At 64.8% G+C, this 13,445-nt stretch carries 13 protein-coding genes; 9 read left to right on the top strand and 4 right to left on the bottom strand.

From position 1 onward, the window contains the following. Positions 1 to 3: 3 nt before the first annotated feature. A complete protein-coding gene (locus tag AB1I47_RS02985; protein WP_354682287.1) occupies positions 4 to 786 on the top strand; it encodes a TrmH family RNA methyltransferase in 783 nt (260 codons plus the stop codon). A gap of 69 nt (positions 787 to 855) precedes the next feature. Here the strand turns inward: AB1I47_RS02985 and ppsR are convergent, their stop codons facing one another. After that, positions 856 to 1,659, bottom strand: a complete 804-nt coding sequence (ppsR, locus tag AB1I47_RS02980) for a posphoenolpyruvate synthetase regulatory kinase/phosphorylase PpsR (protein WP_354682381.1) — start codon at positions 1,657 to 1,659, stop codon at positions 856 to 858. Between the two features lie 475 nt (positions 1,660 to 2,134). On the opposite strand from ppsR, the gene ppsA reads away from it, so the two are divergent. The 3 genes from ppsA (at position 2,135) to AB1I47_RS02965 (ending at position 6,126) form a co-directional block, all read left to right on the top strand. Continuing rightward, on the top strand, positions 2,135 to 4,519 hold the full coding sequence (gene ppsA / locus AB1I47_RS02975; protein ID WP_354682286.1) for a phosphoenolpyruvate synthase: 2,385 nt from the start codon (positions 2,135 to 2,137) through the stop codon (positions 4,517 to 4,519). Positions 4,520 to 4,663: 144 nt separating this feature from the next. After that, the gene (locus tag AB1I47_RS02970) at positions 4,664 to 5,086 is read left to right on the top strand and encodes an NfeD family protein (RefSeq protein WP_354682285.1); all 423 of its coding nucleotides are present in this window, start codon (positions 4,664 to 4,666) and stop codon (positions 5,084 to 5,086) included. Positions 5,087 to 5,196: 110 nt separating this feature from the next. Next, positions 5,197 to 6,126, top strand: a complete 930-nt coding sequence (locus AB1I47_RS02965) for an SPFH domain-containing protein (RefSeq protein ID WP_354682284.1) — start codon at positions 5,197 to 5,199, stop codon at positions 6,124 to 6,126. A 30-nt stretch (positions 6,127 to 6,156) separates the two neighbouring features. On the opposite strand, the gene smpB is transcribed toward AB1I47_RS02965, so the two are convergent. Further along, on the bottom strand, positions 6,157 to 6,609 hold the full coding sequence (smpB, locus tag AB1I47_RS02960; protein ID WP_039007217.1) for an SsrA-binding protein SmpB: 453 nt from the start codon (positions 6,607 to 6,609) through the stop codon (positions 6,157 to 6,159). Positions 6,610 to 6,785: 176 nt separating this feature from the next. On the opposite strand from smpB, the gene AB1I47_RS02955 reads away from it, so the two are divergent. Beyond that, positions 6,786 to 7,223 carry a type II toxin-antitoxin system RatA family toxin gene (locus AB1I47_RS02955; RefSeq protein ID WP_354682380.1) on the top strand — a complete coding sequence of 146 codons (438 nt, stop codon included), beginning with the start codon at positions 6,786 to 6,788 and terminating at the stop codon, positions 7,221 to 7,223. Next, positions 7,210 to 7,557, top strand: coding sequence for an RnfH family protein (locus AB1I47_RS02950; protein WP_354682283.1), 348 nt, complete (start codon positions 7,210 to 7,212; stop codon positions 7,555 to 7,557). Before AB1I47_RS02955 ends, AB1I47_RS02950 begins: the two co-directional genes overlap by 14 nt. A 75-nt stretch (positions 7,558 to 7,632) precedes the next feature. On the opposite strand, the gene AB1I47_RS02945 is transcribed toward AB1I47_RS02950, so the two are convergent. Together AB1I47_RS02945 and AB1I47_RS02940 are read right to left on the bottom strand one after the other, a co-directional pair. Then, a complete protein-coding gene (locus AB1I47_RS02945; protein WP_354682282.1) occupies positions 7,633 to 8,166 on the bottom strand; it encodes a DUF4124 domain-containing protein in 534 nt (177 codons plus the stop codon). A gap of 213 nt (positions 8,167 to 8,379) precedes the next feature. After that, complete coding sequence (locus AB1I47_RS02940) at positions 8,380 to 9,339, bottom strand: DMT family transporter (protein ID WP_354682281.1); 960 nt, start codon at positions 9,337 to 9,339, stop codon at positions 8,380 to 8,382. A gap of 122 nt (positions 9,340 to 9,461) precedes the next feature. On the opposite strand from AB1I47_RS02940, the gene guaB reads away from it, so the two are divergent. The 3 genes from guaB (at position 9,462) to guaA (ending at position 13,308) form a co-directional block, all read left to right on the top strand. Further along, a complete protein-coding gene (gene guaB / locus AB1I47_RS02935; RefSeq protein WP_354682280.1) occupies positions 9,462 to 10,925 on the top strand; it encodes an IMP dehydrogenase in 1,464 nt (487 codons plus the stop codon). A 177-nt stretch (positions 10,926 to 11,102) separates the two neighbouring features. Continuing rightward, positions 11,103 to 11,714 carry a hypothetical protein gene (locus tag AB1I47_RS02930; protein WP_354682279.1) on the top strand — a complete coding sequence of 204 codons (612 nt, stop codon included), beginning with the start codon at positions 11,103 to 11,105 and terminating at the stop codon, positions 11,712 to 11,714. Next, the gene (gene guaA / locus AB1I47_RS02925) at positions 11,689 to 13,308 is read left to right on the top strand and encodes a glutamine-hydrolyzing GMP synthase (RefSeq protein WP_354682278.1); all 1,620 of its coding nucleotides are present in this window, start codon (positions 11,689 to 11,691) and stop codon (positions 13,306 to 13,308) included. Before AB1I47_RS02930 ends, guaA begins: the two co-directional genes overlap by 26 nt. The last annotated feature ends 137 nt before the right edge of the window (positions 13,309 to 13,445 follow it).

Genomic DNA, 13,445 nt, shown 5'->3' with positions numbered 1-13,445 from the left:
ATCGTGAAGCACGTCACCTCGCGCGATAACGCGCTGTTCAAGCACCTGAAGGCGCTCGGCACTTCCACGCACCAGCGCCGCAAGGCCGGGCAGTCGCTGCTGGATGGCGTGCACCTGGCGCAGGCCTATGTAGCCGCGCGCGGCCAGCCCGTCACTTGCGTGGTGTCGGAACGCCACTACGACCATGCCGAAGTGGCGCCGGTGCTGGCACAGGTCGACGCCGAGCGCGTGGTGGTGCTGGCCGATGCGCTGTTCACGCAGATCAGCGGCGTGGTCAACGGCATCGACCTGATGCTGGTGATCGAGACGCCGTCGGGCCACCTGCCGGGGCGGATCGAAGAGGACTGCATCATCCTGGATGGCGTGCAGGATGCCGGCAATGTCGGCTCGATCCTGCGCAGTGCCGCCGCCGCGGGCATCGGCCATGCATTCCTGGCTACCGGCTGCGCTTTTGCCTGGTCCGTCAAGACGCTGCGCGCCGGCATGGGGGCGAACTTCCACCTGAATATTGTCGAGCACTGCACCGTGGAATCGCTTGCGCCACGGCTGGCGGTGCCGCTGCTGGCGACGTCGTCGCACGCCGATGCGGCGGTGTTCGATACCGACCTGCGCGGGCCGGTGGCGTGGGTGGTCGGCAATGAAGGGGCAGGGGTCAGCGACGCGTGGATGCAGCATGTCACGCGCAAGGTCGGCATCCCGCAGCCGGGCGGGCTGGAATCGCTGAACGTGGCGGCCGCGACCGCGATCTGCCTGTTCGAGGCGGTGCGGCAGCGGCGTGCCGCGTGAGCCAGCGCAATAAAAAAAGCGGCCCGGGTGGCCGCTTTTTGACTGGTGCTACCGCTTAGTAAGTCCCGCTTAGTAGTCGTTGCGGTCGACCTTGATCTCCTGAAGGATCGTGGTCGCGATCTCTTCGATCGATTTGTGCGTCGACGACAGCCACTTGATGCCTTCACGCCGCATCATCGCCTCGGCTTCGTTCACTTCGTAGCGGCAGTTTTCCAGCGCCGCGTACTTGCTGCCGGGACGGCGTTCATTGCGGATTTCGGTCAGGCGCTGCGGGTCGATCGACAGCCCGAAGATCTTGCTCTTGAACGCATACAGCGCCGACGGCAGCTTGCCACGCTCGAAATCGTCGGGGATCAGCGGGTAATTTGCCGCCTTCAGCCCGTATTGCATCGCCAGGTAGAGGCTGGTCGGGGTCTTGCCGCTGCGCGACACGCCCACCAGGATCACATCGGCTTCTTCGAGGTTCTTGTGTGACTGGCCGTCATCATGCGCCAGCGAGAAGTTGATCGCCTCGATCCGGTTTTTGTAAGCCTCTGTGTCCGCGTTCTGGTGGAAGCGGCCGATGGCGTGGGTCGACTTCAGCCCCAGTTCCTTCTCGAGCGGTTCGATGAAGGTCTGGAACATGTCCAGGATCATCGCCTTGGCGCGGCGCAGTGCCTTGTTCGCTTCCTGGTTGACCAGTGTGGTGAAGACGATGGGCGGCACGCCTTCGTTGTGGAAAGCCTCGTTGATCTTGCCGACGGCGATATGTGCCTTTTCCGGGGTATCGACAAAAGGCATGCGCACCTTGCGGAAGCGCATTTCGAACTGGGCCAGGATCGAGTGGCTGAACGTCTCCGCGGTGATGCCGGTGCCATCCGAGACGATGAACACGGTACGCACGGCGGGGCGATCCGCAGCCTGGGGCGCGGCTGCAGGCGCGCTGGCGGGTGCGGTCGCCGCCACCGGGGCGGACGGGGTTTCAGGCTGCGTTCCAGGCTGGGACCCGGAAACCGCTGCACCGGGCGCTTCTGGCTGGGACATGAGGATTGTCAGTGGGGTGGGCAATAAATAGATGCAATCTTCCGCAAAAAAGTGCGGCGCAGCACGGTAGAATAGCGGCGATCTTTTCGCTAAGCAATTCCGCATGGCGCCCGCCGGTGCGACCGGCGCCTCAACAAAGGCGGCAGGAATTGTCGACAATGTGCGCCGCGAGATGAGCGCTGTCGAGAGCCGCAGCGCGATACGCCCAGCGCGCTATCCCAGCGCCAGCTCGGGGTTGCTTAGCCAAGCGATCGGGTCCGGGAACAGAACTCCAACAAGATACCGGGCATGCGCGACAAGTTTTCTACTTTGTTTTGAGGCTCTCATGACTAACCAGGCAGATAACGGCGCCTACGTGTTGCCGTTCGAGCAGTTGCGCATGGCTGACGTGGAAATCGTCGGCGGCAAGAATTCGTCGCTGGGCGAGATGATCTCCCAGCTGGCGGAGGCCGGCGTCCGGGTTCCCGGCGGCTTTGCCACCACCGCGCTCGCCTTCCGCGACTTCCTTGCCCACAACAACCTGACCGAGCGCATTTCCCAGCGCCTGAAGACCCTGAACGTCGACGACGTCAAGGCCCTGGCCGAGGCCGGTGCCGAGATCCGCGAGTGGGTCGCCTCCGCGCCGTTTCAGCCGCGCCTGGAACAGGAAATCCGTGAATCCTACGCCCGCGTGGCCGAGCGCGAAGGCGCCGAAGCGTCGTTTGCCGTGCGTTCGTCGGCCACCGCCGAAGACCTGCCCGACGCCTCGTTCGCCGGCCAGCAGGAGTCCTACCTGAACGTCAGCGGCATCGACGACGTGCTCGACAAGATCAAGCACGTGTTCGCCTCGCTGTACAACGACCGCGCCATTTCCTACCGCGTGCACAAGGGCTTTGCCCATGACGTGGTGGCACTGTCCGCCGGTATCCAGCGCATGGTCCGTTCGGACCTGGCCGCTTCGGGCGTGATGTTCACCATCGATACCGAATCGGGCTTCCCTGACGTGGTCTTCATTACCTCCAGCTACGGCCTGGGCGAAACGGTGGTGCAGGGCGCGGTCAACCCGGACGAGTTCTACGTCTTCAAGCCGACGCTGCAGGCCGGCAAGTACCCGATCATCCGCCGCTCGATCGGCTCCAAGCTGATCAAGATGGAATTCACCAAGCCGGGCGAAGCCGGCCGTGTGAAGACCGTGGACGTGCCAGGCGAACTGCGCAACCGCTACTCGATCAGCGACGAGGACGTGACCGAGCTGTCCCGCTACGCGATGATCATCGAGAAGCACTATGGCCGCCCGATGGACATCGAGTGGGGCAAGGACGGCAAGGACGGCAAGATCTACATCCTGCAGGCCCGCCCGGAAACGGTGAAGAGCCAGTCCGCCGGCAAGGCCGAGCTGCGCTTCAAGCTCAAGGGCACCGCCCCCGTGCTGACCAGCGGCCGCGCCATCGGCCAGAAGATCGGCACCGGTCCGGTCCGCGTGATCAACGACCCGTCCGAGATGGAGCGCGTGCAGCCCGGCGACGTGCTGGTGGCCGACATGACCGACCCGAACTGGGAGCCGGTGATGAAGCGCGCCTCGGCCATCGTCACCAACCGTGGCGGCCGTACCTGCCACGCGGCCATCATCGCGCGTGAACTGGGCGTGCCGGCCGTGGTCGGCTGCGGCGATGCCACCGATGTGCTGAAGGACGGCACGCTGGTGACGGTGTCGTGCGCCGAGGGCGACGAAGGCCGCATCTACGACGGCCTGCTGGAAACCGAAGTGACCGAGGTCCAGCGTGGCGACATGCCGGCAATCGACGTCAAGCTGATGATGAACGTGGGCAACCCGCAGCTGGCGTTCGACTTCGCGCAGATCCCGAACTGCGGCGTCGGCCTGGCCCGCCTGGAATTCATCATCAACAACAACATCGGCGTCCACCCGAAGGCCATCCTGGACTACCCGCAAGTCGATGCCGACCTGAAGAAGGCCGTGGAAAGCGTGGCCCGTGGCCATGCCAGCCCGCGCGCGTTCTACGTCGACAAGCTGGCCGAGGGCATCGCCACCATCGGCGCGGCCTTCTACCCGAAGCCCGTGATCGTGCGCCTGTCGGACTTCAAGTCCAACGAGTACAAGAAGCTGATCGGCGGTTCGCGCTACGAGCCGGACGAGGAAAACCCGATGCTGGGCTTCCGCGGCGCCTCGCGCTATATCGCCGACGACTTCGCCGAAGCGTTCGAGATGGAATGCAAGGCCATGAAGCGCGTGCGCGATGAAATGGGCCTGACCAACGTCGAGATCATGGTGCCGTTCGTGCGTACGCTCGGCCAGGCCGAGAAGGTCATCGACCTGCTGGCCAAGCACGGCCTGAAGCGCGGCGAGAACGGCCTGCGCATCATCATGATGTGCGAAGTGCCGTCCAACGCGATCCTGGCCGAAGAGTTCCTGCAGTACTTCGACGGCTTCTCGATCGGTTCGAACGACCTGACCCAGCTGACGCTGGGCCTGGACCGCGATTCGGGCATGGAGTTGCTGGCCAAGGACTTCGACGAGCGCGATCCGGCAGTGAAGTTCATGCTGTCGCGCGCCATTTCGACCGCGATCCGCCTGAACAAGTATGTCGGTATCTGCGGTCAGGGTCCTTCGGATCATCCGGACTTTGCCGAGTGGCTGACCAAGGAAGGCATCAAGTCGATCTCGCTGAATCCTGATTCGGTGGTCGAGACCTGGCAAAAGCTGGCTTCCTGAGGCTTTTAACGCCACAATAACGACATTGCCGGCGCCTTCGGGCAGCCGGCTGGCACCGGCCCTGCGTCAGGTGTTGCAACTGCCCCGCAGACGCTGAATGGCGCTGCGGGGTTTTTACTTTTCGGGATCGAGACGGGAGCTTGGATGGCGTACTACATCTGGTTCGTGGCAGCGGTCGGGCTGGTGATTATCGAGCTGAACACCGGCACCTTTTACCTGCTGATGGTGGCCGTTGGCCTCGCGGCCGCCGGCGTGGGCGCCCTGATGGGACTGTCGGCGGCCGCCCAGACCGTGACCGCGGCGGTGGTGGCGGCGGTGCTGATCGCCGGACTGCGCCGTACCCGCCTGGGGAAGCTGCGGCGCGGCAATGCCGCCACCGATCCCAACGTGAATCTCGATATCGGCCAGGAACTCGACGTGCCCGCCTGGGACGCGCACCGGCGCGCCCGCGTGCCGTACCGGGGCGCTGACTGGACCGTGGAACTGGCGCCCGACTGCACGGCCGCGCCGGGCCGCCACCGCATCGTCGCGGTGCGTGGCAGCACGCTGGTGGTGTCGCCCTGCTGAGTATTGCCTTGAGTGTTCCCCGATGGCCGCATGCGCGGCCATTTCCATGCCGCCACGCGGCGGCACCGAGCCGATGTTTCCTCGATTTTTCCTGACTGGAGGGTTGTTACATGCTCGCTTTTCAGCTTGGCCTGTTGCCGCTGATCATCCTCGTCGCCGTGATCGTGCTGATCGCCAAGGGCATCAAGATCGTGCCGCAGCAGCATGCCTGGGTGCTGGAGCGCCTGGGTCGCTACCATGCGACGCTGACGCCGGGGCTGTCGATCGTGGTGCCGTTTGTCGACCGCGTCGCCTACAAGCACGTGCTCAAGGAAATTCCGCTGGACGTGCCCAGCCAGGTCTGCATCACCAAGGACAACACGCAGCTGCAGGTTGACGGCGTGCTGTACTTCCAGGTCACCGACCCGATGAAGGCGTCATACGGCTCCAGCAATTTCGTGGTGGCGATCACGCAGTTGTCGCAGACCACGCTGCGCTCGGTGATCGGCAAGCTGGAACTCGACAAGACCTTCGAGGAGCGCGAGTTCATCAACCACAGCGTGGTCAACGCGCTGGACGAGGCCGCTTCCAACTGGGGCGTCAAGGTGCTGCGCTACGAGATCAAGGACCTGACCCCGCCCAAGGAAATCCTGCATGCGATGCAGGCGCAGATCACGGCCGAGCGCGAGAAGCGCGCCCTGATCGCGGCGTCCGAAGGCAAGCGCCAAGAGCAGATCAACCTGGCTACGGGCGCGCGTGAAGCGGCGATCCAGAAATCGGAAGGCGAGCGGCAGGCCGCCATCAACAAGGCGCAGGGTGAAGCGTCGGCGATCCTGGCGGTGGCCGAGGCCAACGCCCAGGCCATTCAGAAGATCGGCAACGCGATCCGCACCGAGGGCGGCATGGATGCGGTCAACCTGAAGGTGGCAGAGGAATATGTCGCCGCGTTCGGCAACCTGGCCAGGCAGGGCAATACGCTGATCGTGCCGGGCAATATGGGCGACATGAGCAGCATGATTGCTTCGGCGCTGCAGATCGTGAAGGGGCAGAAGGTGGCCTGAGGGCACGCCTGCTGACAGCGGCGCGGGGATTTACTCCTTGGCGCCGCCCTTCAGGATGCGGGCCTTCTCGCGCTGCCAGTCGCGCTGCTTCTCGGTTTCGCGCTTGTCGAACTGCTTCTTGCCCTTGGCCAGGCCGATCTCGCATTTGACGCGCCCGCGCGTGTAGTGCAGGTTCAGCGGGACCAGCGTGTAGCCGCGCTGCTCGACCTTGCCGATCAGCTTCTTGATCTCGTCGGCCTTGAGCAGCAGCTTGCGGGTGCGCACCGGGTCGGGATTGACGTGGGTGGAGGCGCTCTGCAGCGGGCTGATATGGGCGCCGATCAGGAACATCTCGGCGTCGCGCACCACCACGTAGCCTTCCTTGATCTGCACGCGGTTGGCGCGGATTGCCTTGACCTCCCAGCCTTCCAGCACGATCCCGGCCTCATATCGCTCTTCGATGAAGTAGTCGAAAAAGGCCTTTTTGTTGTCTGCGATGGTCATGCGTGCGGGTGGGGGAACAATGAGTGGAAGCCGGTCGGATCGCTGCAGTGCCGCATGGCGAGGTGCCGCCATGCGCCAGCGTCGGCTAAAATCGCATTTTAGCAAACCAGCCCCGGTACCGGCTCATGCTGCCGCGCGTTGCGCCCGGCAAGGCCGGCAGCCAGATTTCCCACTACATGGCAGACGTCCATAAATCCGTGCTGCTCGGCTACTCCGCCGCGCAGATGTACGACCTGGTCACGCGCGTGGAGGACTATCCCAAGTTCCTGCCATGGTGCGGTGGCGTGGAGGTGTTCGAGCAGACCGACACCATGCTCGACGCCAAGATCCATATACACTTCAAAGGGATCCAGCAGTTCTTCCACACCCGCAATACGCAGGAGCGGCCCACGCGCATCGACATGAGCTTTGCCGACGGGCCCTTCAAGACCTTCAACGGCGCGTGGCGCTTCACGCCGCTGCGCGAGGACGCCTGCAAGATCGAGTTTCACCTGCACTACGAATTCTCCAGCCTGCTGCTGGAAAAGCTGATCGGCCCGGTGTTCAGCATGATCGCCAACACCTTTGTCGATGCCTTCGTCAAACGCGCCGAGGTAGTCTATGGCACCAGCTGATGTTGCTGCCGGCACGGTGCATATCGCAGTTTGCTATGCGCGGCCGGATACGGTGTTCCTGAAGGAGTTGGATGTGCCGGCCGGCACCACCATTGCCGCGGCCATCGTCGGTTCCGGGCTGCAGCAGGCCTGCCCGGAGGTGGATCCGTCGACCATGCGCGTGGGCATCTTCGGCAAGCTCAAGACGCCCGAGACGGTGGTGCGCGAGGGGGATCGCGTCGAGGTGTACCGGCCGCTGACCGCTGACCCCAAGCAGGCACGGCGCAAGCGCGTGCAGAAGCAGCGCGAGGGTGGGGCGCGCGAAGGCCAGAAATGGCTGCGCGGCAATGGCTGAGCCGAGAGGCCAGGCCGTGAACCAACGGGGCCTTGTTGGCGCCAATCTGCTGCGGCCCCGTTTGCTTCTTGGTGCTCAGTTGCAGTTCTTTTCGAGGCTGGCGCTGGTCTTGAGCACTTCAGCCTGGCGCTGCTCGCTGTTCAGTTGCTGCAGCGAGCCGTCCGGACCGGCTACCGCGGCGCGCATGCCACTCTGCAGGCCGTTGGCGTAGTTGCGTAGCTGGGCGCAGCGCGCCTCGCGCTCGGCCGCCTCGCTTTCCTTGCGGGCTTCGTCGGCGGCGGCTTTCAGCCGTGCCTCGCGGCGTTTCTGGAAGGCTTCTTCGGCGGTCGGGGGCGGGGCGGCGGGCTTTGCCGCGGCCTTGCCCGGAGCCGGGGCGGCCTGGGAAGCCTGGGGGCCCTTGGCGCTGTCTGCCCCCTCCACCGGCTGGAATTGGCCCGCAACGCGTCCCGGTGTACGCAGGATCCTGGCCGCCTCGGCCGACGGCGGCACATCGCTGTAGACCATGCGGCCATTGGTGTCGCGCCATTGCCAATAGGCGAGGGCCGGCGCGGGGACGGCGAGGACAGCGACGGCGGCGGCAAGCAGGCACAGGGCGGACGATCGTTTCATGGCGAGGCGTCTCAAAGTGGCATGGAGGTAACTGGTACGGACTGGTGCGGCTGATGGACTGCTGGGCCGCCGGCTGCGCGCGAGGCGATGCCGCGGCAAGACCGCCGCGGCGATGGCTTGGCGCCCGTATTGTATTGATGCGTAGCGCCGGTTTGACCCTGGGTATGGCTGCTTTCGTGGCGACGTGTGACCCCCGCGCCATCGTCCGCTAGTCTACGCAGACTTGTCCGTGGCGTGCAAGCGCACCGACCACGCCACGCCGGCCATCAGCAACACAATGGCGGCGATTTCCAGCGGCCGCGGCCAGCGGTGGTCGAAGATAAAGCCGTACGCCAGCGCGAACAGCGTCTCGAACACGATCATCTGGCCCGACAGCGTCAGCGGCAGGCGCCGGCTGGCGATATTCCACAGGTTGTTGCCGATCAGCGATGCGCCCAGCGCCACCGCCGCGTTGACCATCCAGAACCACTTCCAGTCACGGCCGCTGTCGGCCGCGGTCAGGGCATCGCCCGCCAGCAGCCAGCCGATCACGGCAAGCACCACCGATACCGCGCCGGTCGACAGCCCGTACAGCGCCGACCATTCGTTGCCGCTGTAGTGCGGGTTGCGCTGCAGATAGCGCGCATTGTCCACGGCGTAGAGCGTCCAGCAGGCCAGCGCGCCCGCCGCGCAGCAGACGCCCGCGAGCTTCTGCCACACGGATCGCACCGCCGCGTCGGCGGTTGCCGCGTGCGCGCTCTGGCCGCCGCCGAACAGGTCGATATTGATGCAGGCGATGCCGGCGGCCACCACCAGCAGCGGCCAGACCAGCCGCGACAGCGGCACGGCGCCATGGTCGCGCCGGCCCATGATGGTGACCGAGATCGGCAGGATGCCGATAATCAGGGAGGTGGGGCCGACCCCTGCAAGCTGCACGCCAAAGGCCAGCAGCACGTAATAGAGCAGGTTGCCGGTAATGGCCTGGCGCAGCAGTGCGACGCAGTCGGCGCGCGTCAGCTTGCGGGCAATGCGCTTTATCAGCGGCAATGTGGCCACGAAGGCGACCAAGCCGTAGGCCAGGTAGCGACCGATGGCCAGTTCCCACGGCGAAAACACGGGCAGCAGCTTGGGGGCGATAAATACCATGCCCCAGAACGCGCCTGCCAGCAGCCCGCACAATACGCCGATTCCCATACTTCGCTTCGCCGGATAAAAAGACGACGAGCATAGCAGAGCGCATGCAGCAAGACCCATTCCAGTGCATCAGCAAAGCGCGCATTCCTGTATAATTCGCTTTTGCGCCTAGAGGATTTGCTATGCGTCTTGTCCAGAAAGCACTCACATTCGATGACGTGCTGCTCGTGCCGGCCTATTCGGCCGTCCTTCCCCGGGATGTTTCCCTCCGTACCCGCCTGTCCCGTTCGATCGAACTGAACATTCCGCTGGTGTCCGCTGCCATGGACACAGTGACGGAGGCTCGCCTGGCGATTTCCATGGCGCAGGCCGGTGGTATCGGTATCGTCCACAAGAACCTGAAGCCGGCTGACCAGGCCCGCGAAGTGTCGCGCGTGAAGCGCTACGAATCGGGTGTGCTGCGTGATCCGATCACCATCTCGCCGGACATGAAGATCCGCGATGTGATCGCCCTGTCTCAGCAGCACGGCATTTCCGGCTTTCCGGTGGTGGAAGGCAAGACCGTGGTCGGCATCATCACCAACCGCGACCTGCGCTTCGAGGAAGAACTGGAGGCCCCGGTACGCGCCAAGATGACCCCGCGCGAGAAGCTGGTGACCGTGGCCGAAGGCGCGCCGCTGGAAGAAGCCAAGCGCCTGATGAACCGCCACCGCCTCGAGCGCGTGCTGGTGGTCAACCAGGCCTTCGAGCTGCGCGGCCTGATCACGGTGAAGGACATCCAGAAGGCGGTCGACAACCCGCTCGCCAGCAAGGATGACCACGGCCAGCTGCGCGTAGGCGCCGCCGTTGGCGTGGGCCCGGACAATGACGAGCGCGTCGAACTGCTGGTCAAGGCCGGCGTCGATGTGATTGTTGTGGATACCGCACACGGCCACAGCCAGGGCGTGCTGGACCGCGTCCGCTGGGTCAAGCAGAACTTCCCGCAGGTGCAGGTGATCGGCGGCAATATCGCCACCGGCGACGCCGCGCGGGCGCTGGTCGAGCATGGCGCCGACGGCGTCAAGGTCGGCATCGGACCGGGCTCGATCTGCACCACCCGTATCGTCGCAGGCGTGGGCGTGCCCCAGATCACGGCCGTCTCCAACGTGGCCGAGGCGCTCAAGGGCACCGGCGTGCCGCTGATCGCTGACGGCGGCGTGCGCTATTCCGGCGACGTGGCCAAGGCCCTCGCGGCCGGCGCCCACACCGTGATGATGGGCGGCATGTTCTCCGGCACCGAAGAAGCGCCGGGCGAGGTGTTCCTGTTCCAGGGCCGCTCGTTCAAGAGCTACCGCGGCATGGGTTCGGTGGGCGCGATGAAGGACGGCGCGGCTGACCGCTACTTCCAGGAAGACAACACCGCCAACGTCGACAAGCTGGTGCCGGAAGGCATCGAAGGCCGCGTTCCCTACAAGGGCTCGGTGATGGCGATCATCCACCAGCTCACCGGTGGTGTGCGTTCCTCGATGGGTTACTGCGGCAGCAAGTCGATCGCCGACTGGCACGAGAGCGCCCAGTTCGTCCAGATCACGGCAGCCGGCATGCGTGAATCGCACGTGCACGACGTGCAGATCACCAAGGAAGCGCCGAACTACCATATCGACTAACGCGCAGCGGTTGCGCCCGTCGCCTGGCGGCGGGCGCGCAGCCGCACGATCGTCGGGGCGAGGGCGCGCCACTGCCGGCCTTCGCCTGACCGGATAGCGGACCGGCCGCCCGCCACGCCGGCGTTGTTGTCTTGACGCCAGCCGCATCATCGGCCGGGCCCAAGACGAGGAGCGCCAATGAAGGTATTGCTTCGTGCCGTGCTGTTTTTCGATGCCCTTGTAGATTTGCTGCTGGGCATTTTGTTGTTGATGTCCCCGTTCACCACGCTGTACGCGGCGCTGCAATTGCCGCAGCCGCAACCTGCGCTATTCGGCCAGTTGCTGGGCGTTGCGCTGATCGGCCTGTCGGCGCTGCTGTGGCAGGCCGCGTTCAACGGCCAGTTGACGGTGCCGGTGGCACGCACGTCAGGCTATGTGAACCTGGCCAGCGCATTGCTGATCATCGGCTGGATGGTATTCCTGGATCTGCCGCTGGAAGGCGCCGGCAAGATCTGGCTGCCGACTATGGCCGTCGTGCTGCTGTTCTTTGCCGTGGTGCAGATTCCGGCGGCAAAGCGCGTGCGCGAGCGCGAACGGCAGCTCAGGATGGAACGCGCACTGCAGGAACAGGAAAGCAGGAAGGAACCCGGCGTCGCCCCCGCGGCGCGCCAAACGTATACCCCAGAATACCGGCGTGAGCCGGTCATCACGCCGCCGCCGGGCTATGGCCCCGGCACGGAAGTCGTGACCGAGCCCATCCCGGAAGACACGCCACCCGCCCATCATGCACGACAAAATCCTCATTCTTGATTTCGGCTCGCAGGTCACGCAGCTGATCGCCCGCCGCGTCCGCGAGGCGCACGTCTACTGCGAGATCCACCCGAACGACGTCTCCGACGACTTCGTGCGCGAATACGCCCCCAAGGCCATCATCCTGTCGGGCAGCCATGCCAGCACCTATGAAGACCACCAGCTGCGCGCGCCGCAGGCGGTGTGGGACCTGGGGGTGCCGGTGCTGGGCATCTGCTACGGCATGCAGACCATGGCCGTGCAACTGGGCGGCAAGGTCGAATGGAGCGACCAACGCGAATTCGGCTACGCCGAGATGCGTGCCCATGGCCATACCGAACTGCTCAAGGACATCGAGGATTTCCGCACAGCCGAAGGCCACGGCATGCTCAAGGTCTGGATGAGCCACGGCGACAAGGTCACCGGCCTGCCGCCGGGCTTCAAGCTGATGGCGTCCACGCCGAGCTGCCCGATCGCCGGCATGGCCGACGAAACGCGCCACTATTACGCCGTGCAGTTCCACCCCGAGGTCACGCATACCGTCAAGGGCCGCCAGATGCTGGAGCGCTTCGTGCTGCAGATCGCCGGCTGCAAGCCCGACTGGGTGATGCGCGATCATATCGAGGAAGCGGTTGCCAAGATCCGTGAACAAGTGGGCGACGAGGAAGTGATCCTGGGCCTGTCGGGCGGCGTGGATTCGTCGGTAGCCGCCGCGCTGATCCACCGCGCCATCGGCGACCAGCTCACCTGCGTCTTCGTCGACCACGGCCTGCTGCGCCAGGACGAAGGCAAGCTGGTGATGGAAATGTTTGTCGGCCGCCTGCACGCCAAGGTCGTGCATATCGACGCTTCCGAACAGTTCCTGGGCCACCTCGCCGGCGTGACCGATCCCGAGCAGAAGCGCAAGATCATCGGCCGCGAATTCGTCGAAGTGTTCCAGGCCGAAGCGAAGAAGCTGACCAATGCCAAGTGGCTGGCGCAGGGCACGATCTACCCGGACGTGGTGGAATCGGGCGGCACCAAGACCAAGAAGGCCACCACCATCAAGAGCCACCACAACGTGGGCGGCCTGCCGCAAACGCTGGGCCTGAAGCTGCTAGAGCCGCTGCGCGACCTGTTCAAGGACGAAGTGCGCGAACTCGGCGTGGAACTCGGCCTGCCGCCGGAAATGGTTTACCGCCACCCGTTCCCGGGCCCGGGTCTGGGCGTGCGCATTCTTGGCGAAGTCAAGCGCGACTACGCCGACCTGCTGCGCCGCGCCGATGCCATCTTTATCGAAGAACTGCGCAATACCATCGCCACCGAACAGGACGCCGCCGCTGGCCTGTGCGAGCCGGACCAGGTCGGCAAGAGCTGGTACGACCTGACCAGCCAGGCGTTTGCCGTGTTCCTGCCGGTCAAGTCGGTGGGCGTGATGGGCGATGGCCGCACCTACGACTACGTGGTCGCGCTGCGCGCGGTGCAGACCACCGACTTCATGACCGCACACTGGGCGCACCTGCCGTATGCGCTGCTGGGTCGTTGCTCGAACCGGATCATTAACGAAGTGCGCGGTTTGAACCGGGTCGTCTATGACGTGTCGGGGAAACCGCCGGCGACGATTGAGTGGGAGTGATCTAAGATCACTTCATGCCGTCTCAGGCAGTATCGAAAATCCCCGGAAACCCCGACGATACAAGGGTTTAGGCTACTCATGTAGTCTCAGCCCGTATAGCTCAATCTCGGTCATTTTGGCGGTATGGATGACGGTAC

Source organism: Cupriavidus necator (assembly GCF_040578825.1).
In the GTDB taxonomy this organism is placed as follows: domain Bacteria; phylum Pseudomonadota; class Gammaproteobacteria; order Burkholderiales; family Burkholderiaceae; genus Cupriavidus; species Cupriavidus necator_E.
Note: the sequence above shows the minus strand (reverse complement) of the source record. Positions and strands in the feature narration are given on the sequence as shown.

Excerpts from the sequence above, each read along its gene's own strand:
- ppsA (WP_354682286.1), top strand. The coding sequence starts at position 2,135 with ATGACTAACCAGGCAGATAACGGCGCCTACGTGTTGCCGTTCGAGCAG.
- AB1I47_RS02970 (WP_354682285.1), top strand. The coding sequence starts at position 4,664 with ATGGCGTACTACATCTGGTTCGTGGCAGCGGTCGGGCTGGTGATTATC.
- AB1I47_RS02965 (WP_354682284.1), top strand. The coding sequence starts at position 5,197 with ATGCTCGCTTTTCAGCTTGGCCTGTTGCCGCTGATCATCCTCGTCGCC.
- smpB (WP_039007217.1), bottom strand. The coding sequence starts at position 6,609 with ATGACCATCGCAGACAACAAAAAGGCCTTTTTCGACTACTTCATCGAA.
- AB1I47_RS02955 (WP_354682380.1), top strand. The coding sequence starts at position 6,786 with ATGGCAGACGTCCATAAATCCGTGCTGCTCGGCTACTCCGCCGCGCAG.
- AB1I47_RS02950 (WP_354682283.1), top strand. The coding sequence starts at position 7,210 with ATGGCACCAGCTGATGTTGCTGCCGGCACGGTGCATATCGCAGTTTGC.
- AB1I47_RS02945 (WP_354682282.1), bottom strand. The coding sequence starts at position 8,166 with ATGAAACGATCGTCCGCCCTGTGCCTGCTTGCCGCCGCCGTCGCTGTC.
- AB1I47_RS02940 (WP_354682281.1), bottom strand. The coding sequence starts at position 9,339 with ATGGGAATCGGCGTATTGTGCGGGCTGCTGGCAGGCGCGTTCTGGGGC.
- guaB (WP_354682280.1), top strand. The coding sequence starts at position 9,462 with ATGCGTCTTGTCCAGAAAGCACTCACATTCGATGACGTGCTGCTCGTG.
- AB1I47_RS02930 (WP_354682279.1), top strand. The coding sequence starts at position 11,103 with ATGAAGGTATTGCTTCGTGCCGTGCTGTTTTTCGATGCCCTTGTAGAT.
- guaA (WP_354682278.1), top strand. The coding sequence starts at position 11,689 with ATGCACGACAAAATCCTCATTCTTGATTTCGGCTCGCAGGTCACGCAG.